General features: G+C 72.8%; 20 protein-coding genes and 1 pseudogene. 15 read left to right on the top strand and 6 right to left on the bottom strand.

Annotated features, from left to right (window positions below; all coding sequences use genetic code 11):
- Positions 1-2 precede the first annotated feature (2 nt).
- The 11 genes and pseudogenes from ACW62_RS20930 (at position 3) to ACW62_RS20880 (ending at position 9,647) form a co-directional block, all read left to right on the top strand.
- Positions 3-704, top strand: a complete 702-nt coding sequence (locus ACW62_RS20930; RefSeq protein ID WP_053206057.1) for a type 1 glutamine amidotransferase — start codon at positions 3-5, stop codon at positions 702-704.
- Between the two features lie 3 nt (positions 705-707).
- The gene (gene crcB / locus ACW62_RS20925) at positions 708-1,115 is read left to right on the top strand and encodes a fluoride efflux transporter CrcB (protein ID WP_205629502.1); all 408 of its coding nucleotides are present in this window, start codon (positions 708-710) and stop codon (positions 1,113-1,115) included.
- Positions 1,112-1,450: a DUF190 domain-containing protein gene (locus ACW62_RS20920; protein ID WP_053206056.1), complete on the top strand. Its 339-nt coding sequence runs from the start codon at positions 1,112-1,114 to the stop codon at positions 1,448-1,450. Before crcB (ACW62_RS20925) ends, ACW62_RS20920 begins: the two co-directional genes overlap by 4 nt.
- Positions 1,447-1,800, top strand: coding sequence for a fluoride efflux transporter CrcB (gene crcB, locus ACW62_RS20915; RefSeq protein WP_053206055.1), 354 nt, complete (start codon positions 1,447-1,449; stop codon positions 1,798-1,800). Before ACW62_RS20920 ends, crcB (ACW62_RS20915) begins: the two co-directional genes overlap by 4 nt.
- 50 nt (positions 1,801-1,850) lie before the next feature.
- Positions 1,851-2,438: a TetR/AcrR family transcriptional regulator gene (locus ACW62_RS20910; RefSeq protein ID WP_053206054.1), complete on the top strand. Its 588-nt coding sequence runs from the start codon at positions 1,851-1,853 to the stop codon at positions 2,436-2,438.
- On the top strand, positions 2,435-3,385 hold the full coding sequence (locus tag ACW62_RS20905) for a threonine ammonia-lyase (protein WP_053206053.1): 951 nt from the start codon (positions 2,435-2,437) through the stop codon (positions 3,383-3,385). The genes ACW62_RS20910 and ACW62_RS20905 overlap by 4 nt, the downstream gene beginning before the upstream one ends.
- Positions 3,382-4,320 (top strand): hypothetical protein, encoded by a 939-nt coding sequence (locus ACW62_RS20900; RefSeq protein ID WP_053206052.1) that lies wholly within the window; start codon positions 3,382-3,384, stop codon positions 4,318-4,320. Before ACW62_RS20905 ends, ACW62_RS20900 begins: the two co-directional genes overlap by 4 nt.
- Before the next feature lie 67 nt (positions 4,321-4,387).
- Positions 4,388-7,396, top strand: a complete 3,009-nt coding sequence (locus ACW62_RS20895; RefSeq protein WP_053206051.1) for a bifunctional [glutamine synthetase] adenylyltransferase/[glutamine synthetase]-adenylyl-L-tyrosine phosphorylase — start codon at positions 4,388-4,390, stop codon at positions 7,394-7,396.
- A gap of 89 nt (positions 7,397-7,485) precedes the next feature.
- On the top strand, positions 7,486-7,866 hold the full coding sequence (locus tag ACW62_RS20890; protein ID WP_053206050.1) for a YciI family protein: 381 nt from the start codon (positions 7,486-7,488) through the stop codon (positions 7,864-7,866).
- Between the two features lie 12 nt (positions 7,867-7,878).
- Positions 7,879-9,094: pseudogene (locus tag ACW62_RS20885) on the top strand (RNA polymerase sigma factor).
- 70 nt (positions 9,095-9,164) lie between these two features.
- Complete coding sequence (locus tag ACW62_RS20880; RefSeq protein ID WP_053206049.1) at positions 9,165-9,647, top strand: nucleoside deaminase; 483 nt, start codon at positions 9,165-9,167, stop codon at positions 9,645-9,647.
- Between the two features lie 208 nt (positions 9,648-9,855).
- Here the strand turns inward: ACW62_RS20880 and glnA are convergent, their stop codons facing one another.
- Positions 9,856-11,280: a type I glutamate--ammonia ligase gene (glnA, locus tag ACW62_RS20875; RefSeq protein ID WP_053206048.1), complete on the bottom strand. Its 1,425-nt coding sequence runs from the start codon at positions 11,278-11,280 to the stop codon at positions 9,856-9,858.
- A gap of 189 nt (positions 11,281-11,469) precedes the next feature.
- Here glnA and ACW62_RS20870 point away from each other — a divergent pair, with 189 nt between their 5' ends.
- Positions 11,470-11,883 carry an RDD family protein gene (locus ACW62_RS20870; protein ID WP_053206047.1) on the top strand — a complete coding sequence of 138 codons (414 nt, stop codon included), beginning with the start codon at positions 11,470-11,472 and terminating at the stop codon, positions 11,881-11,883.
- A gap of 43 nt (positions 11,884-11,926) precedes the next feature.
- Here ACW62_RS20870 and ACW62_RS20865 read toward each other — a convergent pair whose 3' ends face one another.
- The 3 genes from ACW62_RS20865 to lipB all read right to left on the bottom strand — a co-directional run bounded on the left by ACW62_RS20865 (position 11,927) and on the right by lipB (position 14,423).
- On the bottom strand, positions 11,927-12,628 hold the full coding sequence (locus ACW62_RS20865; RefSeq protein ID WP_053206046.1) for a DUF4191 domain-containing protein: 702 nt from the start codon (positions 12,626-12,628) through the stop codon (positions 11,927-11,929).
- 136 nt (positions 12,629-12,764) lie between these two features.
- Positions 12,765-13,694 (bottom strand): lipoyl synthase, encoded by a 930-nt coding sequence (gene lipA / locus ACW62_RS20860; RefSeq protein ID WP_053206146.1) that lies wholly within the window; start codon positions 13,692-13,694, stop codon positions 12,765-12,767.
- A gap of 9 nt (positions 13,695-13,703) precedes the next feature.
- The gene (gene lipB / locus ACW62_RS20855) at positions 13,704-14,423 is read right to left on the bottom strand and encodes a lipoyl(octanoyl) transferase LipB (protein ID WP_053206045.1); all 720 of its coding nucleotides are present in this window, start codon (positions 14,421-14,423) and stop codon (positions 13,704-13,706) included.
- An 8-nt stretch (positions 14,424-14,431) separates the two neighbouring features.
- On the opposite strand from lipB, the gene ACW62_RS20850 reads away from it, so the two are divergent.
- Both ACW62_RS20850 and ACW62_RS20845 read left to right on the top strand, forming a co-directional pair.
- On the top strand, positions 14,432-15,427 hold the full coding sequence (locus ACW62_RS20850; protein WP_420843608.1) for an LLM class flavin-dependent oxidoreductase: 996 nt from the start codon (positions 14,432-14,434) through the stop codon (positions 15,425-15,427).
- 131 nt (positions 15,428-15,558) lie between these two features.
- Entirely contained in the window at positions 15,559-17,280 is a 1,722-nt protein-coding gene (locus ACW62_RS20845; RefSeq protein ID WP_083459991.1) for a BCCT family transporter, read from the top strand.
- Positions 17,281-17,287: 7 nt separating this feature from the next.
- Here the strand turns inward: ACW62_RS20845 and ACW62_RS20840 are convergent, their stop codons facing one another.
- Together ACW62_RS20840 and ACW62_RS20835 are read right to left on the bottom strand one after the other, a co-directional pair.
- The gene (locus ACW62_RS20840) at positions 17,288-18,004 is read right to left on the bottom strand and encodes a Type 1 glutamine amidotransferase-like domain-containing protein (protein WP_053206043.1); all 717 of its coding nucleotides are present in this window, start codon (positions 18,002-18,004) and stop codon (positions 17,288-17,290) included.
- Complete coding sequence (locus ACW62_RS20835; protein ID WP_053206042.1) at positions 18,001-18,522, bottom strand: DedA family protein; 522 nt, start codon at positions 18,520-18,522, stop codon at positions 18,001-18,003. The genes ACW62_RS20840 and ACW62_RS20835 overlap by 4 nt, the downstream gene beginning before the upstream one ends.
- Positions 18,523-18,594: 72 nt before the next feature.
- On the opposite strand from ACW62_RS20835, the gene ACW62_RS20830 reads away from it, so the two are divergent.
- On the top strand, positions 18,595-20,409 hold the full coding sequence (locus tag ACW62_RS20830) for a serine/threonine protein kinase (protein WP_053206041.1): 1,815 nt from the start codon (positions 18,595-18,597) through the stop codon (positions 20,407-20,409).
- The last annotated feature ends 243 nt before the right edge of the window (positions 20,410-20,652 follow it).

Here is a 20,652-nt window from a genome sequence, read left to right as displayed (position 1 = left end):
CGTTGATCGACGTCGTCGAGCACGAGCCGGGCTGCCCCCTGGACCGCTTCGGCGGCTGGCTGGCGGCCGCGGGCGCGGACGTGCGGGTGCTGCGGCCCTACGCCGGCGATCCCGTGCCGGCGACGCCGGGTGACGGCCTGATCGTGCTGGGCGGGCAGGTGAACGCCTACGACGACGGCGTCGCGCCGTGGCTGCCGGCGGTGCGGTCGCTGCTGCGTTCCGTTGTGGCGGATGGGACGCCGACGCTCGGGATCTGCCTGGGCGCGCAGCTGCTGGCGGTCGCGTGCGGCGGGAAGGTCGACGTCGGCGCGGCGCCGGGCCGCGAGTCGGGTGTCGCCGACGTCCGCTGGCGTCCCGAGGCGGCCGGCGACCCGCTGGTGGGCGGGCTGCCCGACCCGTTCCCCGGGCCGAGCATGCACGCCGACGCCGTCGCGGAGCTGCCGCCGGGCGCCGTCTGGCTCGGGTCGTCGGCGATGTACCCGCACCAGGCGTTCCGGGTCGGCGCGGCGGCGTGGGGCGTGCAGTTCCACCCGGAGGTGTCCGAGCCGACGTTCGCCGGCTGGGCGGCCGAGCTGCCCGACGTCGACGCGGCGCCGGTGGTGCGTGAGCTAGTGCATCGCGATGCCGAGGTCGTCGCCGCCGGGATGGCGCTGGCCAGCCGGTTCGCCCGCATCGTCGCGACGTCGGCGGCGGTGCGCCGCTAGGCCATGTCCAGGCTGCGTCGCCAGGCGCCGGTGCTCGCGGTCATCGCCGCGGGCGGCGTGCTGGGCTCGCTGGCCCGCCACGGCGCGGCGTCGCTGCAGGACGCCGGCACCGGCTGGCCGTGGGCGATCCTCGTCGTCAACGTGTCCGGCTGCCTGCTGATCGGCGTCCTCATGGCGGTGCTGCTCGACCTCACCGCGCCGCACCGGCTGCTGCGGCCGTTCCTCGGCATCGGCGTGCTGGGCGGGTACACGACGTTCTCCACCTACGCGGTGGACACCCAGCGGCTGCTGGCCGACGGCCGGGCCGTCGCCGCGCTGACGTACTACCTGGTGACGCCGGTGCTGGCGCTGCTGGCGGTCTGGATCGGGACCGCGGCCACGCGGGCCCTGCGAGGAAGGAGACGCGCATGACGCTGGAGGGACCGGCCCGGCGGCTGACCATCGTCGTCGGCGAGAACGACACCTGGCACGGCCGGCCGTTGTACACCGAGATCGTGCACCGGGCGCACGCCGCCGGGCTGGCCGGCGCCAGCGTGTTCCGCGGCATCGAGGGGTTCGGCGCGTCCCACCACATCCACACCACGCGCATCCTCAGCCTGTCCGAGGACCTGCCGGTCGCCATCGTGATCGTCGACCGCGCCGAGCCCGTGCACCGGTTCGTCGACGAGGTCGCGCCGCTGGTCGAGGAGGGCCTCATCACGCTGGCCGACGTCGAGGTGGTCCGCTACGTGGGCCGCGGCTCGTGACGGTGCTGCTGGTGGCCGCCGGCGCGGCGGTCGGGGCGCCGCTGCGCTACGTCGTGGACCGCTGGGTGCAGCGCCGGCTGGACGGCGCGTTTCCATGGGGCACGCTGGTGGTCAACGTCGTGGGGTCGTTCGTCCTCGGGCTGGTGCTGGGGTCGCCGTCGCTGAGTTCCGATCTCGTCGTGCTGATCGGCACCGGTTTCTGTGGCGCGCTGACCACGTACAGCACGTTCAGCTACGAGACGCTGCGGCTGCTGGAGGACGGCGCATGGTCCCGCGGGGTGGCCAACGTCCTGGTCAGCATGGGTGCTGGGCTGGGCGCCGCGGCGCTCGGGTGGATCCTCGCTCCCTGATCCGTCGACGAGGGCTGCTAGCCTCTCCGTAACGATCGTTACGGAGGTGCGTGGTGGAGACGGAGCGGCGGTTGTCCCAGGCGGTGTGGGATGTCGTGGCGACTCAGGGCATCGAGGGCACGTCCGTGCGAGCGGTGGCCGAACGAGCCGGGTGTACGACCGGTCTCATCATGCACAGATTCGGCTCGCGAGCCGCGTTGCTGGTGCATGCGCGGCGGCTGATGCTCGAGCGCACGACGGCGCGGGCCGACGCGATCGAGGCCGAGCCGGCCAGTCCCGCGGAGCGGCTGAGGAGGGTGCTCGCCTCGGCCCTGCCCCTGGACACTGAGCGCGTCGACGAGGCACGCGTCTGGCTGGGGTTCGCGGCTGCCGCGGTCGCGGATCCAGCGTTGCGGGAGATTCAGCAGGACGGGAACCGGACGTGGTTGAGGCGTCTGACCCGGCTGATTCTCGCTACTGGGGAGGCAGTGGACGAAGCGCCGGCCGAGGAGGCCGCCGTGGGTCTGGCCGCGCTCGTGGAAGGGCTGGGTTCCCTGGCCGTGCTCGACCCGCACACCTACACCGGTGAGCGGCTGGAGCGGGCACTGGATGACGCCGTGCAGGCCGCGACGTGGCGAGTGAACGGAGGCAAGGCATGACCGGCATCGACGACCACGACTGGGCAAGGCGTCTGGATGACGCGGCCGCTGTCGTGCGGTCGCACCTGGACCCGACTCCCTTGGTGCGGGTCGACCTGTCCGGGTTCGACGCTCCGGCGTATCTGAAGCTGGAGTCGCTGCAGCCGACCGGTGCCTTCAAGGTGCGAGGGGCGCTGGCTGCGGTGGCGGCGGTGGCGCGTGACGGCCGGCGGGTCGTCACGGCCTCCGCGGGCAACCACGGACTGGGGGTCGCCTTCGCCGCCACGCGGCTGGGTGCGCGTGCCACGGTCGTGGTGCCGGAGACCGCTTCGCCCGCGAAGGTGGAGGCGTTGCGTGGATTCGACCTCGACCTTCGGCTGATCGGCGACGGCTACGACGCGGCCGAAGGGGCGGCGCTGCGGATCGCGGAGGAGGACGGTGGCCGGTTCGTGTCGGCTTACACCGATCCGGACGTGATCGCCGGACAGGCGACCATGGTCGGTGAGGTCGTCCGCCAGCTTCCCGGAGGGTTCCGGATCGTGGTGCCCGTTGGTGGTGGTGGACTCGCGTCCGGCACCGCGCTCGGTGCCCCGCCCGATGCGACGGTCGTCGGTGTGGAGGCGAGTGCCTCCCGTGCCGTGTCCGCGTCGATGAGCGCCGGGCGGATCGTCGATGTCGAGATCGGCGCCACCATCGCGGACGGACTTGCCGGCGGCATCGCCCGCGAGGCGCTCACCCCGGCCATCCTGCGCGAGCACGGGGTCCAGGTGATCGCTGCCGAGGAGCCGGGGATCCGCGCGGCGGTCCGCGAGCTGGCGTTGCGGCACGGCATCGTGGCCGAGGGCTCCGCCGCCGTCGGCATCGCCGCCGCCCGTGCCGGTGACATCCCCGGCGACCAGCCGACCGTGTTCGTCATCACCGGACGGAACATCGCCGCCGACCGGCTTGCCGACCTGGTGACCGCATGACGCCGTCGATCTTCACGGCGGCGGACATCCGCGCCGCCGTATCCCTCGACGACGCCCTCGCCTCGGCCGGTGCTGCGTTCCGTGCCCTTCACCTGCGCACCGCGGACTCCCCGGCGCCGTGGCATCTTGGTGTTCCCGAGCACCGCGGTGAAGTGCATGTCAAAGGCGCGCACCTGGCCGGCGCGCCGTACTCGGCCGTGAAACTCTCGACCGGGTTTCCCGGCAACCCCGCTCTCGGCCTGCCGGCCTCGGACGGGTTCAGCGCGGTGATCGAGGCTCGCACCGGCCGCGTCGCGGCGATGTTCCTCGACGGCGGATACCTCACCGAACTGCGCACCGGCGCGGCGGGTGCGCTGGCCCTCGACCTGCTGGCCGCACCGGTGATCGACGAGTTCGCCGTCATCGGCACCGGCGGGCAGGCCCGGTTCCAGATCGAGGCCGCTCTACGGGTACGGACCCCGAGCAGGATCACCATCTACGGGCGCAACCGCTCCCGCGCCGAAGACCTCGCGGCGTGGACGCGTGCACGCACAGACGCGGACACCCGAGCCGAGCAGCTCGGTACTCAGCCGATCCGGGCTCAGGCGATCGTGACCGTCACCGCCGCGACGTCACCGGTATTGCAGGCCGGCCAGGTCGCGCCCGGCACGCACATCACCGCCGTCGGGGCGGACAGTCCCGGAAAACGCGAACTCGCTCCGGCGCTCCTGCATCGTGCCTCTCTCGTCGCTGTGGACAGCGTCGACCAGTCCCGCGCTCTGGGTGAGTTGCAGGGCATCGGCGACGAGGTTCAGCCCGTCACGCTCGGGGCACTGCTGACCGAAGGGGTGCCTCCTCGCGCCGCTGCCACCGTCACCATCGCCGATCTGTCCGGAACCGGCGCCCAGGACACCGCGATCGCAGCTCTCGCCGCATCCCGCCTGCTCCAGGACTGACGTCACGCCAAGATCAACGGTGGCGGTCGGTGGGCGGGGCCCCGGACGACGGCGGTAGGTTTGTCGCATGTCGGTGAACCGGACGGAGGGCCGCGTCGCGTCGCTGGCCAAGGCCGGGTTCGCCGACACCGCCGCGGCGCAACGCGAGCTCGACGACCCGCTGCTCGCCGGCCTCGCCGGCACCGACCTGGTGGCCGCGCTGGCCGCCGTCGCCGACCCGGACCTCGGGCTGCGCGGCGTGGGCCGGCTGCTGGAGGCGCTGGAGACCGAGCCGCGACGGGCCGAGCTGCGCGCGCTGCTGACCGACGATTCCGCGCACCGGCGCCGGCTACTGGCCGTCCTCGGGTTCAGCTCGGCGCTGGCCGACCACCTGTGCCGGCATCCGGACCACTGGCGCGACCTCGGCGCGCTGGACGCCGACGAGCGGCCCGGCGCCGATGCCGTCCGGGCCGCGCTGCTGACCGCCGTCGGGGCCGACCCGGCCGCCGCCGTACCCGTCGCCGCGGGGGAGCAGCCGGAGCTGCTCGACGCGCTGCGGGTGGCGTACCGGCGGCACGTCACGGCGCTGGCGGCGCTCGACCTCGCCGACCGGCTCGACGTCGCCGACGTCGCCGCCGAGCTGGCCGACCTCGCCGGCGCCACCCTGGAGGCCGCGCTCGCCGTCGCCCGGGCCGGGCTTCCCGATGACGCGCCCGGCTGCCGGCTCGCCGTCATCGCCATGGGCAAGGCCGGCGGCCGCGAGCTGAACTACGCCTCCGACGTCGACGTCGTGTTCGTCGCCGAGCCGCCCGCCGACGCGCCCGACGACGCCACCGGCTGGCTGACCACCGCGACGACGCTGGCCACGGCGCTGATGCGGGCCTGCTCCGTCTACACCGGCGAGGGCACCATCTGGCCGGTCGACGCGGCGCTGCGGCCCGAGGGCAAGCAGGGGCCACTGGTGCGCACCGTCGCCAGCCACGCCGCCTACTACCGCGACTGGGCCAAGACGTGGGAGTTCCAGGCGCTGCTCAAGGCCCGTCCGGTCGCCGGCGACCGCGAGGTCGGCCAGCAGTACGTCGACGCCGTCATGCCGATGGTGTGGACCGCGGCCGGCCGCGACCACTTCGTCGACGACGTGCACGCCATGCGGCGACGGGTCGAGGACCACCTCCGCCCGGCCGAGGCGGACCGTCAGCTCAAGCTCGGCCCCGGCGGGCTGCGCGACGTCGAGTTCGCCGTGCAGCTGCTGCAGCTGGTGCACGGACGGGCCGACATCAGCCTGCACGACGGCAACACGCTGGGCGCGCTCGCGGCGCTGACCGCCGGCGGGTACGTCGGGCGCGACGACGGCGCGGTGCTCGACGCCGCCTACCGGTTCCTGCGCACGTTCGAGCACCGCATCCAGCTGCGCGGGCTGCGCCGCACGCACGTCGTCCCCGACTCCGACGACCTGCTGCGGGTCCTCGCGCGGTCGCTGGCGCTGCGGCAGCCTTCGGAGCTGGACGACGTCTGGCACCAGCAGGCGCGCGAGGTGCGGCGGCTGCACGAGAAGCTGTTCTACCGGCCGCTGCTGTCCGCCGTCGCGCGGCTGCCCGGCGACGGCGTCCGGCTCAGCCCCGAGGCGGCGCTGGCCCGGCTGCGGGCGCTCGGGTACGCCGATCCTGCGGGCGCGCTGCGGCACCTCGAGGCGCTGACGACGGGGGTGTCGCGGCGGGCGGCGATCCAGCGGACGCTGCTGCCGGTGCTGCTCGGCTGGTTCGCCGACGCACCCGAGCCCGACACCGGGCTGGCCGGGTTCCGCAAGGTCAGCGAGGCGCTGGGCACGACGCCCTGGTACCTGCGGCTGCTGCGCGACGACGGCGCGGCGGCCGAGCGCATGGCGCGCGTGCTGGCGTCCGGCCGGTACGCGACCGAGCTGCTGCTGCGTGCGCCCGAGTCGGTCGCCATGCTCGGCGACGACGACGCCCTGCGGCTGCGCGAGCGCGGGCCGTTGGAGAAGGAGGTGCTGGCCGGCGTCCAGCGCCACGACGACCCCGTCGCCGCGATCGGGGTCGTGCGGGCCATGCGGCGGCGCGAGCTGTTCCGCGTCACCGTCGCCGATCTCGCCACCGCTGCGCCCATCGAGGCCGTCGGGGAGGCGTTGACGGCCATCGCGGAGGCCACGTTGTCCGGCGCGCTGGCCGCCGCCACCCGTGCCGTCGAGGCGTCGCGCGGCGGGCCGCTGCCGACCCGGCTGGCCGTCGTCGCGATGGGCCGGCTCGGCGGCCGCGAGATGGGGTACGCGTCCGACGCCGACGTGCTGTTCGTCCACACGCCGTACCCCGACGAGGACGAGACCCAGGCGGCGACGGCGGCGCTCGCCGTCGCGAACGAGATGACGCGGCTGTTGTCGCTGCCCTCGCCCGAGCCGTCGCTCACCGTCGACGCCGCGCTGCGGCCCGAGGGCAAGCAGGGGCCGCTGGTGCGGACGCTCGCGTCGTACGCCGCGTACTACGACCGGTGGGGTGAGGTGTGGGAGCGGCAGGCGCTGCTGCGGGCGGCGCCGTGCTGCGGCGACCCCGAGTTGCTGCGCCGGTTCTCGGCCCTGATCGATCCCTTGCGCTGGCCGACGGCAGGGCTCACCGATCGGCAGATTCGCGACGTGCGGCGCATCAAGGCGCGCGTCGAGTCCGAGCGGCTGCCGCGCGGCGCCGACCCGTCCATGCACCTGAAGCTGGGGCCCGGCGGTCTCGCGGACGTCGAGTGGACGGCGCAGCTGCTGCAGCTCCGGCACGCCTCGTCGGTGCCCGCCCTGCGCACCACGTCGACGCCGGGTGCTCTTGCCGCCGCCGTCGCGGCCGGCCTGCTGGCGGCCGACGACCGCTCGGTGCTGGAGGACTCCTGGCGGCTGGCGGCCCGCATCCGCAACGCGACGGTGCTCGTGACCGGCCGCCCGTCGGACATGCTGCCCAAGGACCCCAAGACGCTGGCCGCGGTGTCCCAGGTCCTCGGCTACGGCGCCGGCGAGTCCACCCTCTTCGTCGACGACTACCACCGCTGCGCCCGCAAGGCCCGCTCCGTCGTCGAACGCCTCTTCTACGACGACGCCCGCTAGACGCGGGCGGTGAGATCCTGTCCTGATCGTGGGGCTGCCGTTCGTCATCTGATCGGAGCGGGACCGTCCCGCGGACTCGAGGAGTTCAGATGAGCCAGTACCTGCTGTCGGTGTACGAGACCGAAGGATCCGTCGAGGGCGCGCCGTCCACGCCCGAGGAGATGCGGGAGTTTATGGGCCGGGTGATCGCGCTGGAGGAGGAGCTGGACCGGGCCGGTGCGTTCGTGTTCGGTGGTGCGCTGCACGGGCCCGACGCGACCACCGTCGTGCGCGGCGGGACCGGTCTGGACAAGGTGACCACCGACGGACCCTTCGTCGAGGCGAAGGAGCACGTCGGCGGCTTCTACATCCTCGACGCCGACGATCTCGATGCGGCGCTGGCCTGGGCCGAGAAGGTCGTCGAGGCCACCAACCACGCCATCGAGGTGCGGCCGTTCCGGGCGACCGGACGCGTGCGGGCCGGCCACTGACGGAGCCGGTGGATGGACGACGTCGAGCGGGCGTTCCGCGAGGCGCACGGGCCGGCCGTGGCCACGCTGACACGGCTCTTCGGCGACATCACGCTGGCCGAGGACGCGGTCCAGGATGCCTTCGTGACCGCGCTGGACCGGTGGCCGCGCGACGGTGTCCCGGCGAACCCGGCCGGCTGGATCGTCACGACCGCGCGGCACCGGGCCGTCGACGTCGTCCGCAGGAACCGGCGCGGACGCGAGCTGACCGAGGAACTCGCGTCCGACCCGGCTCCGAGCCGGGCCCGCCGCCGTCGAGGGGACGTCAGAGCCCATGCGCGACGACCAGTTGCGGCTGATCTTCACCTGCTGTCACCCCGCCATCCGGGTCGAGCATCGGGTGGCGCTCACCCTGCGCCTCGTCGCGGGACTCACCCCGGCGGAGGTGGCAGCGGCGTTCCTGGTGAGCGAAGAGGCCATGGCGAAACGCCTGGTGCGGGCCAAGTACAAGATCAAGGCGGCGAGCATCCCCTACCGGGTGCCCCCGGCCGACGAGCTGCCGGGCCGGCTGCGTGCCGTGCTCGCGGTGCTGTACCTGGTCTACAACGCGGGCGCGGACGACGACAGGCGCCGCGGCCTGCGGGCCGAGGCGGTCCGGCTCACCCGGCTCATGGCCGCGCTGATGCCGGGCGAGCCGGAGCCCGCGGGTCTGCTGGCGCTGATGCTGCTGAACGACGCGCGCATGCCGGCCCGCGGTGGTGGCGGGGACGTGGTGCTGCTGAAGGACCAGGACCGGTCGCTGTGGGACAACGCCCTGATCGTCGAGGGGCAGGCCCTCGTGCTGGACTGCCTGCGGCGACGCCGGCTCGGACCCTTCCAGCTGCAGGCCGCGATCCAGGCCCTGCACTGCGCCGCACGCCGCTACGAGGACACCGACTGGCCGGCGATCGTCCGGTTCTACGACCGGCTGATCGCGGTGCTGCCGACCCCGGTCGTCGCGCTGAACCGCGCCGTCGCCGTCGCGGAGGTCCACGGGCCGGGCGACGGCCTGCTCCTGCTCGACGAGCTCGCCGGCGACCTGGCCGGCTACCACCTGTGGCACGCCGCGCGCGGCGCCATGCTGCGGCGGCTCGACCGGCGGGCCGAGGCCGCGGACGCCTACGCCCGCGCCGCGGAGCTGGCCAGGACCGAGCCCACGATGCGGTTCCTGCGTGGACAGGGCGACCTCATCGCGCGGGGCGGAACCTGAGCGGCCGTCGTCGCGCGGCGGCTACTATCGCTGCGCCACGCAAGGCCTGCTCCATCGAAAGGTTGCTGCGATGACGCTCGCTGACGAGCACTCCGCGTTCCTGGAACGGTGCGTCGAACTGGCCGAGGAGGCTCTCGCCGCCGGTGACGGGCCGTTCGGGTCGGTACTGGTGAGCGCCGACGGCGCCGTGCTGGCCGAGGACCACAATCACGAGACCTCCGCGGACGACGCGACCGCGCATCCGGAGCTGGCGCTGGCGCAGTGGGCGGCGAGGCACCTGCCGCCGGTGGAGCGGGCCGGCGCCACCGTCTACACCTCCGGCGAGCACTGCCCGATGTGCGCCGCGGCGCACGGATGGGTCGGGCTCGGCCGCATCGTCTACGCCGCATCGAGCGCCCAGCTGTCCACCTGGCGGGCTGGCTGGGGGCTGCCGCCCGGCCCCGTCAGGGCCCTCCCCATCACCGACGTCGTGCCGGGACTCGACGTCGTGGGGCCGGTGCCGCCGTTCGACGAGCGGATGCGGGCCATCCACGAGCGCGCCGCGCAGGGGTAGCTGGCCGGCGCGCCGGCGCCAACGGTGTGAGATCGCTGCACCTGATGGGTGGCATCACTGTCGTCCTGACCACAGTGATGCCACCCGCCTCCGGCAGTGATCCCACACCGTCGACCCCACGGAAGCAGCGAGAGCCCAGAAAAAGAGAACCGCCGACCGCGCCTCGAGGCAGGCGGCCGGCGGCTCCCGTCAGGGGAGTGCCCTGCGATCAGATGTCGAAGTACAGCTCGAACTCGTGCGGGTGCGGACGCAGCCGGATCGGGTCGATCTCGTTGGTGCGCTTCCAGTCGATCCAGGTCTCCACCAGGTCGTCGGTGAAGACGCCGCCCTCGAGGAGGTAGTCGTGGTCGGACTCGAGCGCGTTGAGCGCCGCGTCGAGCGATGCCGGGACGGTGGCGATGCTGGCGTGCTCCTCGGGCGGCAGCTCGTACAGGTCCTTGTCGACCGGCTCGGGCGGCTCGATCTTGTTGCGGATGCCGTCGACGCCGGCCATGAGCATGGCGGAGAAGGCGAGGTACGGGTTGCTGGACGGGTCCGGGACGCGGAACTCGATGCGCTTGGCCTTCGGCGACGTGCCGGTGACGGGGATGCGGACGGCCGCCGACCGGTTGCGCTGCGAGTAGACCAGGTTGACCGGCGCCTCGAAGCCGGGCACCAGGCGGTGGTACGAGTTCACCGTCGGGTTGGTCCAGGCCAGCAGGGAGTCGGCGTGCTTGATCAGGCCGCCGATGTACCAGCGCGCCATGTCGGACAGGCCGCCGTAGCCGAGCTCGTCGTAGAACAGCGGGTCGCCGTTCTTCCACAGCGACTGGTGGCAGTGCATGCCCGAGCCGTTGTCGCCGAACAGCGGCTTCGGCATGAAGGTGGCGGTCTTGCCGGCGTCCCAGGCGACGTTCTTGACGATGTACTTGAACAGCATCAGGCGGTCGCCGGCGTGCTTGAGGGTGTCGAACTTGTAGTTGATCTCGGCCTGGCCGGCGGTGCCGACCTCGTGGTGGGCCCGCTCGATCTCGAAGCCGACGCCGGTCATCGCCTTGACCATGTCGTCGCGCAGGTCGGCGTAGTGGTCGACCGGCGGGACGGGGAAGTAGCCGCCCTTGTACCGCGTCTTGTAGCCGCGGTTGCCGCCCTCTTCGACGCGGCCGGTGTTCCAGGCGCCCTCGATGGAGTCGATGTGGTAGTAGCCGGCGTTCGCCTTGGTTTCGAAGCGGACGTCGTCGAAGACGTAGAACTCCGCCTCGGGCCCGAAGTAGACGGTGTCGGCGATGCCGGAGCTGGCGAGGTACGCCTCGGCCTTGGCCGCGATGTTGCGCGGGTCGCGGCTGTACGGCTCGTTGGTGAAGGGGTCGACGATGGAGAAGTTCAGCGCGAGGGTCTTGGCCTTGCGGAACGGGTCGACGAACGCCGTGGCCGGGTCTGCCATCAGCTTCATGTCGGACTCGTGGATGGCCTGGAAGCCGCGGATCGAGGAGCCGTCGAACATCAGGCCCTCGGCGATGGCGTCGGCGTCGAAGGCCGTGGCCGGCACGTTGAAGTGCTGCATGACGCCTGGCAGGTCGCAGAAGCGGACATCGATGAATTCGACGCCCTCGTCCTTGACGAACTTCAGCAGCTCGTCCGGGTTGGTGAACATCCGCATCTCCTTCGCGCCTCGGCGGCGCAGTCTCCGCATCCGTCGACGGTCGGCGTTGACCGTATTACCCTCGTGGTCCGGACGCTAGATTCCTGGGATTTCCCGGCGGTGTCCCGAGTGTTTCGCCAGTGTTACGTGCGATATGGAGGCGGTCCGCACGCCCCGGCGCCGACCGCCTAGGCTCACAGGGTGAGCTCCCCGTCCTCCGATCTGCAGCTGCCCGACCACGGCCCCGGCTCGGCGGCCGGCTGGGGACGGCGGTTCGCCGCGCTGCTGCTCGACTGGCTGGCCGGCAACCTGGTCGCGTTCATCGTCACCGGCGGGAACTCCGGCGTGTGGGACGCGCAGAGCGACGTGTTCTGGTTGCCGCTGATCTGCTGGTACCTGCTGGTGGTCGCGTCGACGACGCTGGCGGGCGGCAGCCTCGGGCAGCTGATGCTCGGGCTGCGGGTGGCCCACCTGGGCGGACAGCGCATCGGCCCGGTGGTCGCCGCGGTGCGGACGCTGATGATCGCGCTGATCATCCCGCCGCTCGTGTTCACCAGCGACGGCCGCGGCCTGCACGACCTCGCGTCGAACACGGTGGTCGTGAACGCCCGCTAGTCACTTTCCCTGGTGGGACTCGCCTCGACACTGCCGACCGGGCTCAGCGTCCGGGCAGCTGGGTGCCGCGCGGGATGCGGGCGCCCTTGGGCAGCGGGCCCTTCGGGATGCCGATGGGCGTGCTGCCGAGCGCGCGCAGCCGCGCCCGCAGTTCCGTGACCTCGGCCGGGCGGATGTTCTTCGGCAGCTTGTTGAGGTGCCGGGTGAGCCGGGGGAGCGGCACCTGGCCCTCCTCGCGCCCGACGATGACCTCGACGACGGGCATCTCCGGCGCGACCCGGCTGTGCCGCTTCTTCTCCTGCGCGAGCAGGTTGGCGACCCGGCCGGGGACGGCGCCCTCGCCGATCAGCACGATGCCGGGCCGGCCGACGGCGCGGTGGACGACGTCCTGGTGGCGGTTGGCGCCCACCATGGGGGTGGTCTCCCAGCCGCGGCGCAGGGTGCCGAGCGCGGCCGCGGCGGCGCCTGGCTGCCCCTCGATCTGGGAGTACGCGGCCCGCTCGGCCCGCCGCCCGAACACGATGGCGGCACCCAGCAGCGCGATGGGCAGGCCGACGACGATCCACAGCCACAGCGGGCCGACGAAGATGCCGACGGCGACCGCGAGCGCGAGGACACCGAGCACGATGCCCAAGGTGATCCAGCCGACCCAGCGATCGGACCGCCGGGCCATCGAGTAGGTCTGGCGGATCTGCGCGATGCGCCCGGTCTTCTCGGGCGTCCCCTGGTCGTCGTTTCGTGCCATGGGGAGAAGAGTACTTCCTGGCGGACCGCGCTTCGGACCGGGTGAACGCCGAGGTGCGCCCACCATGATCATCAACGTTTTGGGCTGTTATGACGACCAAGAAGGTGGATGACTCCGGCCGGGGGAGAACACCGGGTCAGCGCGCGGCCCGGGCCTCCATGGCCTGCCGGTAGAGCCGCCCGGCGCGGTACGACGAGCGCACCAGCGGCCCGGACATGACGCCGGCGAAGCCGAGCTCCTCGGCCTCGGCCTGCAGGTCGACGAACTCCTCGGGCTTCACCCACCGCTCGATCGGGTGGTGGCGCACCGACGGACGCAGGTACTGCGTGATGGTGATGAGGTCGCAGCCGGCGCCGTGGAGGTCGGCCAGCGCCTGGGAGATCTCCTCGCGCGTCTCGCCCATGCCGAGGATGAGATTGGACTTGGTGATCATGCCGGCGGCGCGGGCGATCGAGATGACGTCGAGCGAGCGCTCGTACCGGAACGCCGGCCGGATGCGCTTGAAGATGCGCGGCACGGTCTCGACGTTGTGCGCGAACACCTGCGGCTCGGCGTCGAAGACCTGCTGCAGGAGGTCGGCCTTGCCGGAGAAGTCGGGGGTGAGGATCTCGACCCCGGTGTTCGGGTTGAACTTGCGGATCTCCCGGATGGTCTCGGCGTACAGCCAGGCGCCTTCGTCGGGGAGGTCGTCGCGGGTGACGCCGGTGACGGTGGCGTAGCGCAGCCCCATGGCCTGAACCGACTCGGCGACGCGGCGCGGCTCGTCGCGATCGAGGTCGTCGGGCTTGCCGGTGTCGATGAGGCAGAAGTCGCAGCGGCGGGTGCAGTGGTCGCCGCCGATGAGGAACGTGGCCTCGCGATCTTCCCAGCACTCGAAGATGTTGGGACAGCCGGCCTCCTGGCAGACCGTGTGCAGGCCCTCGCGTTTCACCAGCGACTGCAGCTCGCGGTACTCCGGGCCCATGGTCGCCTTCGTCTTGATCCAGGAAGGCTTCTTCTCGATCGGCGTCTCGGCATTGCGCACTTCGAGGCGCAGCAGCCGACGTCCCTCCGGCGCGACAGTCACCACTCCACCCTACGTCTGCGGCTGCAGCGCGAGCAGCTCGTCGAGGTGACCTTCGACATACGGCAGCGCGTCGGCGACGGAGACCCGGCGGCCCAGCTCGCGCGACAGCGTCGTGGTGCCGGCGTCGCTGATGCCGCAGGCGACGATGCGGTCGTACCAGCCGAGGTCGTTGTCGCAGTTCAGGGCGAAGCCGTGCATGGTGACGCCGCGGGCGACGCGCAGCCCGACGGCGCCCAGCTTGCGGTCGGGGGAGCCGTCGCCGGGCTGGATCCAGACGCCGCTGCGGCCGTCGACCCGGACCGCGTCGACGCCGAGGTCGTGGCAGACGTCGAGCATGAGCTGCTCGACCCGGCGGACGTAGCCGATGACGTCGTACGGCTCGGGCAGCTGCAGGATCGGGTAGCCGGTGAGCTGCCCGGGGCCGTGCCAGGTGATCTTGCCGCCGCGGTCGACGTCGATGACCGGCGCGCCGGCATCCAGCAGCGGCCGTTCCTCGGGCGTGGTGCGCTTGCCCGCGGTGTAGACCGCCTCGTGTTCCAGCAGGACGACGGTGTCGCCGATCTCGCCGGCCACCCGCGCGGCGTGCAGGCGCCGCTGCTCGTCCCACGCCTCCTGATACGGCACGAACCCGTCATGCCGGATGATCCGTAGCTCGCCCACGGATGTCGAGCCTACGCCCGCCGGGAAGTCCTGCGGCAACCGCGCGGTTGGCACCTGTCGTGGCGACATTCCGTGGCATCCCCTTGTCCGTACTCGATCTCGCGCCGGTGGTGACGGGATCGACCCCGTCGGCGGCCCTGGCCAACACCCTGCAGCTGGCCCGGCACGCCGACGACCTGGGCTTCCGCCGTTACTGGCTGGCCGAGCACCACAACATGCCGGGCATCGCCAGCTCGTCGCCGCCGGTCCTCATCGCGGCGGTGGCCGCGGCGACGACGTCCATCCGGGTCGGGTCGGGCGGGGTGATGCTGCCGAACCACATGCCGCTGGTCGTCGCCGAGCAGTTCGGCACGCTGGCGGCGCTGCACCCGGGCCGCATCGACCTCGGCATCGGCCGCGCGCCCGGCACCGACGGGCTGACGGCGCACGCGCTGCGCGGCAGCAGCGACCCGCGGCTGGTCGAGGAGTTCCCGCAGCACCTGGCCCAGGTCCGGGCGTTCCTCTCGGGGGAGTGGCCGGACGATCACCCGTACGCCGCGATCACCGCCACGCCGGGCCGCGGCGAGGACGTCCCGGTCTGGCTGCTCGGATCCAGCGACTACAGCGCGCGGGCCGCGGCGGCGCTCGGGCTGCCGTTCTCCTTCGCCCACCACTTCAGCGCCGCGAACACCGTCCCGGCGCTGACGCTGTACCGCGACGCTTTCCAGCCGTCGGCCGAGCTGGCGGCGCCGTACGCGATGGTCGCGGTCAGCGTCGTCCTCGCCGACGACGACGAGCGCGCGCAGTGGCTGGCCGGGCCGATGAAGCTGTCGATGCTGCGGCTCCGGACGGGCGCGCCCGGCCCGCTGCCCACGCCGGAGCAGGCCGCGGCGCACGAGTTCGCCCCGGCCGAGCTGGAGCTGCTGGCGCCGTTCCTCGGCGGCCAGATCGCCGGCGGCCCGGACACCGTCCGGCGTGAGCTGTCCGCCCTGGTGGAGCGCACGGGCGCGGACGAGTTGATGGTCGTCACGACGGTGACGCCGCACGCCGACCGGCTGCGCTCGTACGAACTGCTGGCCGCCCTGCGGCCTTGACCCTCTCCTCCACGCGACTCGCCCGCTCTGACGTTTCGGCATGCCCCGGAAGGGCGCGGCCGTTACGTTGAAGCGCGACATTGCTGTGGGTGAAGAGAGGAGAAGTGCCCCTACGGGGTACGCCATCCGACGTGACTGCTGAACGAGGAACGACCACCACCACCCGCTCCGGCGCCTCCGCCGCCGCGGAGAGACGCCCGACCGACAAGATCGTCTTCGGCATCGCCGGCGGCATCGTGTTCGCGTTCGTGATCTGGGGATTCGTCGACACCGACTCGCTGGCCAGCGCCTCGTCCAAGGCGTTGTCGTGGATCACGCACAACGCCGGCTGGGCGTTCGCGCTGACCGCGACCGGGTTCGTCGTCTTCATCCTCTGGGTGGCGTTCAGCCGGTACGGACGCATCCCGCTCGGCGCCGACGGCGAGCGGCCCGAGTTCCGCACGTCCTCCTGGGTCGCGATGATGTTCAGCGCCGGCATGGGCATCGGCCTGATGTTCTTCGGCGTCAACGAGCCGCTGACGTTCTTCACCACCGACCCCGTCCCGGGGACCGGCGAGCCGGAGAGCATCGAGGCGATGAACACCGCCATGGCCACGACGCTGTTCCACTGGACGCTGCACCCGTGGGCCATCTACGCCGTCGTCGGCCTGGCCATCGCCTACGGCACGTTCCGCCGCGGCCGCAGCCAGCTGATCAGCTCGGTGTTCACGCCGCTGCTGGGACGGCGCCGCATCGAGGGCGGCTTCGGCCGGGCGATCAACGTGTTCGCGATCTTCGCGACGGTGTTCGGCACGGCCGCGTCGCTGGGCCTGGGCGCGTTGCAGATCGGCAGCGGCCTGCAGGAGGTCGGCTGGCTCGACGACGTGAGCACCGGGCTGCTGGTGGCGATCATCGCCGTGCTGACGTTCGCGTTCGTCGCGTCCGCGGTGTCGGGCATCGAGCGCGGCATCCAGTGGCTGTCCAACACGAACATGGTGCTGGCCGCGGTGCTGGCGTTCTTCGTGTTCGTCGCCGGCCCGACGATCTTCATCCTCAATCTGCTCCCGACCGCCATCGGCGACTACTTCGCCGACCTCGCCGAGATGGCCGCCCGCACCGAGGCCAGCGGCGGCGACGCCATGCAGGAGTGGGTGTCCGGCTGGACGATCTTCTACTGGGCCTGGTGGATGTCCTGGACCCCGTTCGTCGGCATGTTCATCGCCCGCATCAGCCGCGGCCGCACCATCCGGCAGTTCGTCGTGGGCGTCCTGCTGGTGCCCAGCGTCGTCAGCGTGGTCTGGTTCTGCATCTTCGGCGGCACCGCCATCGACCTGCAACGCGGCGGCGAGGACATCGCCGGCACCGCGGAGAATCCGACCGGGCAGGAGGAACAGCTGTTCTCCGTGCTGCAGCACCTGCCGCTCACGACGATCGCCAGCGTGCTGGTGATGCTGCTGGTGGCGATCTTCTTCGTGTCGGGCGCCGACGCCGCGTCCATCGTCACCGGCACGCTCTCGCAACGCGGGTCGATCGAGCCGTCGAAGGGCGTGGTCGTCTTCTGGGGGCTGCTGATGGGCGCCGTGGCGGCGATCATGCTGATGATCGGCGAGGGCGGCGGGACGGCCCTGGAGGGTCTGCAGAACATCACCATCCTGGCGGGGGCGCCGTTCATGCTGGTGATGGTCGGCGTCTGCGTGGCGCTGGCGAAGGACCTGCGCACCGATCCGATGATGCTGCGCGAGGACCGCGGCGTCGAGGCCGTCGAGCAGGCCGTCGACTACGGGCTGGAACGCTACGACGGTGAGTTCCACCTGCAGGTGAAGAGCGGCGTCGACGGCGTGCCGCCGGAGAACGATCCGAACCCGCGGCGCTGAGTCCGGCTCAGAGGCGTTCGGTGGGGAGCGCGGTCTCCTTGGCCTCCCCGCCGGACGCCTCGACCAGGTAACCGCCGGCGCCGTCACGCTCGATGAACACGCCGGCCGGCTCGGTGCCGCGGTAGAGCACACCGGCGCCGTCGTCGGTGGCGAACGACGTGGGCAGTTCGCCGCTGGCGACCATGCGGTGCAGCAGCGGGCGGCGCTGCTCCTCGGAGTCGTAGTGGACGCCGTTGCCGTACGGCAGCAGTGCGAGGCCGTCGGTGACGACGCGCAACTGCGGGCCGAACGAGTCGGTGGGACCGCCGACGTGCCAGCAGATCGACCCGGCCGACACCCCGGCCAGCACGACGCCGGCCTCCCATGCCTCGCGCATGACGTCGTCGAGGCCGTGCAGCCGCCACATCGCCAGCAGCCCGGCGACGGAGCCGCCACCGACCCACAGCACGTCCTGCGCCAGCACGTGCGCCCGGACGTCCTCGACGTTGGGCATCGGGAACAGGCTCAGGTGTGACACGTCGACCGACCAGCCGGCGAACGCCGCGTACGTCCGCTGCACGTAGATCGTGCTGTCGCCGGAAGCCGTCGGGACGAAGCACAGCTTCGGCCGCTCGGCCTCGGTGAGCCGCAGTGCGAGCCGCGTCAGCCCGCCCGGGCGGAGGTTCTCGCGCGCGTCGTACGAGAACCCGCCGCTGGTGGCGAGGATGGTCGGCGGGCGGGTCATCGGGCCTCCTGGTCGGGGACGAGCCGGCGGCGGGTGCGCCGACGACGGTAGCCGATGACCACCGCCACGACGGCGACGGCCGCGACCAGCGTCGCCATGGCCGCCAGCGGCGCCGCCGAGGCCACCGTCACCGCGCCCCAGACCACGCCCAGGCCGCCGACCGTCCAGATGATCGCCCACAGCGCCGACCCGACCAGCATGGCGGCCAGGTAGCGGCCGAACGGCATGCGGGTGGCGCCGGCGATCGCGTTGACGGCCGTCTGCACGCCGATGGTCAGGAACGACAGTGTGACGGCGACCGGTCCGTAGCGCCCGACGACCCGCTCGGCGCGGTCCAGCCGGTCGCGGCCGAGGCGGTCGCCCCAGCGGGACCGCGCGATGCCCGTCCCCGCTGCCCGGCCCAGCCAATACGTGGCCTGAGCTCGGGCGACGACGATGCCGAACATGACGGCGATGCCCAGCCAGAGCGGCAGGCCGAACGGGCTCTCGGGCGCGGCGAGCGGCGTGACCCCGTCCATGTCTCCGATCGTAATCAGCTTTGTGACACGGCCGATGCGGCATCTGGGCGTGAGGTTTGCAACGATAAGCGGATGCAGGGTCTCGAGACTCCCGCGGGCTACACGATCACTCGGCGGCTCGGCTCCGACGCGTCGGCCATGTACCTCGCGAAAGAGGACGCCACGGGTGCGTCCGTCACCCTGCGCTTCGTCGGCCAGGCCGGCCCGCAGGTGCGCGACCGGCTGCGGCAGGCCGCCCAGGCCCTGCGCGCGGTCGACCACCCGCACGTCATCCCGTTCCTCGACGTCGTCGACGGTCCCGGCGGCATCGTCGTCGTGCTGGGCGCGGCCGAGGGCGGCAGCCTGGCCGGCATCATCGGCGCCCGCGGCGTGCTGCCGGCCGGCGAGGTCGTCACGGCGTGCGCACCGGTCGCCGAGGGGCTGGCCGAGGTCCACCGCCGCGGCATCGTCCACGGCGACCTCACCCTCGACGACCTCGTCTTCAGCCTCGACGGCCGGCCCATGGTCGCCGGCGTCGGGCTGGTGCAGGCCGGCGTGCCGCTGCGGGTCGGCCAGCGAGCCCGTCCGGTGCCGCCGGAGGTCCAGGCCGGTTCGCCGCCCGGGCCGCCGGCCGACGTGTACGGACTGGTCACGGCCGCCGTGGTCGCGCTGACGGGGTACCTGCCGTCCATGCGGCTGGCGCTGCCCGCCGTCCCGCCGGCCACGCAGGCGCTGCTGGCCAGCGCGCTCGACCCGGCGCCGAACCGGCGTCCGCCGGTCAGCAGCATCGGCAACGTCTTCTTCGCGGTGGCCGACCCCGCGCCCGTCGAACTGGTCCTCGAGGAGAACCACGCGACCACGGGCACCATGCGGCCCGTCGTCGACGCCCCCGTCATGGGCGCCGACGACGACGTCGCCGCGTTCATGCGCCGCTCGACCTCGACCGGCCGCCGCGCCCGCCGTCGCGCGGAGGCGCCGGAGACGCCTGCGCCGCTCCCGTCCGGCGCCGTGGGCGGGCTGACGGCGCCGGCCGGGCCCGGCCCCGCCACGGTGCCAGGAGGGGCCGGAGCGAGCCCCACAGCGCCGACCGGCCCGATCCGCACCTCGCGGCGTGGACGTCGCGGCCGGAGCGAGGAGCCGCCGCCGTCGGGCCCACCTTCGGGCCCTCCGACGACCCCGGCTTCGGCTCCGCCGTCTGGCCCGCCGTCCGGCCCGCCCGGCGGCGCCGACGACCGTCCGCCCGCTCGCCGCCCGGCGGCCGCGGCTCCGGCGGTGAAGGAGTCCCGGCGCGGGGCTCCGCCGCCCCCGGACGACGACACCGCCGCCCCGAAGCGCAAGGACCGCCTCTGGATCGTCAGCACCCTGGTGGCGCTGCTGCTGGTCGCCGGCGTGGCGATCGTCGGCTGGCGCATCTTCGGCGACGACACCCCCACCGACGGCCCGGCCAGCGGCTCCAGCCCCGACTCCGAGGCGTCGACCGACCTCTGCGGCGGTCCGCAGCCCGCGCCCACCGTCCCGCCGCCCACCGTCACCGACTGGACCCAGGAGGTGCAGCGGCTGTACACGCTGCGGGCGCAGGCGTTCGAGGACGGCGACCCTGAGCTGCTCTGCCAGGTGCACGCTCCCACCAACCCGACCCTCACCGACGACGCCGAGCTGCTCCAGGAGTACGACGACGCCGGAGTCCATACCGAAGGCCTCACCTTCGAGGTCGTCAACGCCGAGGTGGTGTCCCAGGAGGGCGGCCGGGCAACGGTCACCATCACCCAGCGCACACCCCCCTACACCCTCGTCGACGACAACGGCGGGGTCGAGCAGGAGATGGAAGGCTTCGAGGAGCAGACCTGGGAGGCCGACCTCGTCGCGGTCGCCAACCCCGACGGCACCAGCTCCTGGCGCTTCGGCTAGACCGCTGACCCGCGCGTCGCCACACCGCGGCATCGGAGCGCAGCGGCGCCGGAGCCTGTCGGTGCCCGCCCGTAGGGTGGGCACCCTCCCTAGAGGGGCGGGTCATACCTACGGCGAGCCGCGACTACGGGCCGGGCAGCGGTGGCCGTGCGTCGCGGCGGGCTCCGGCAGCAGACGCCCAACGGCCGGCCATGATCATCCAACTTTTGGGGTGTCAGAGCAGCCCAAAAGTTGGATGATCAT

It is taken from the genome of Jiangella muralis, assembly GCF_001270745.1.
Classification (GTDB): Bacteria; Actinomycetota; Actinomycetes; order Jiangellales; family Jiangellaceae; genus Jiangella; species Jiangella muralis.
Note: the sequence above shows the minus strand (reverse complement) of the source record. Positions and strands in the feature narration are given on the sequence as shown.

Coding starts and splice junctions, on each gene's coding strand:
- crcB (WP_205629502.1), top strand. CDS start 708: ATGTCCAGGCTGCGTCGCCAGGCGCCGGTGCTCGCGGTCATCGCCGCG.
- ACW62_RS20920 (WP_053206056.1), top strand. CDS start 1,112: ATGACGCTGGAGGGACCGGCCCGGCGGCTGACCATCGTCGTCGGCGAG.
- ACW62_RS20905 (WP_053206053.1), top strand. CDS start 2,435: ATGACCGGCATCGACGACCACGACTGGGCAAGGCGTCTGGATGACGCG.
- ACW62_RS20900 (WP_053206052.1), top strand. CDS start 3,382: ATGACGCCGTCGATCTTCACGGCGGCGGACATCCGCGCCGCCGTATCC.
- ACW62_RS20895 (WP_053206051.1), top strand. CDS start 4,388: ATGTCGGTGAACCGGACGGAGGGCCGCGTCGCGTCGCTGGCCAAGGCC.
- ACW62_RS20890 (WP_053206050.1), top strand. CDS start 7,486: ATGAGCCAGTACCTGCTGTCGGTGTACGAGACCGAAGGATCCGTCGAG.
- ACW62_RS20880 (WP_053206049.1), top strand. CDS start 9,165: ATGACGCTCGCTGACGAGCACTCCGCGTTCCTGGAACGGTGCGTCGAA.
- glnA (WP_053206048.1), bottom strand. CDS start 11,280: ATGTTCACCAACCCGGACGAGCTGCTGAAGTTCGTCAAGGACGAGGGC.
- ACW62_RS20865 (WP_053206046.1), bottom strand. CDS start 12,628: ATGGCACGAAACGACGACCAGGGGACGCCCGAGAAGACCGGGCGCATC.
- lipB (WP_053206045.1), bottom strand. CDS start 14,423: ATGTCGCCACGACAGGTGCCAACCGCGCGGTTGCCGCAGGACTTCCCG.
- ACW62_RS20840 (WP_053206043.1), bottom strand. CDS start 18,004: ATGACCCGCCCGCCGACCATCCTCGCCACCAGCGGCGGGTTCTCGTAC.
- ACW62_RS20835 (WP_053206042.1), bottom strand. CDS start 18,522: ATGGACGGGGTCACGCCGCTCGCCGCGCCCGAGAGCCCGTTCGGCCTG.
- ACW62_RS20830 (WP_053206041.1), top strand. CDS start 18,595: ATGCAGGGTCTCGAGACTCCCGCGGGCTACACGATCACTCGGCGGCTC.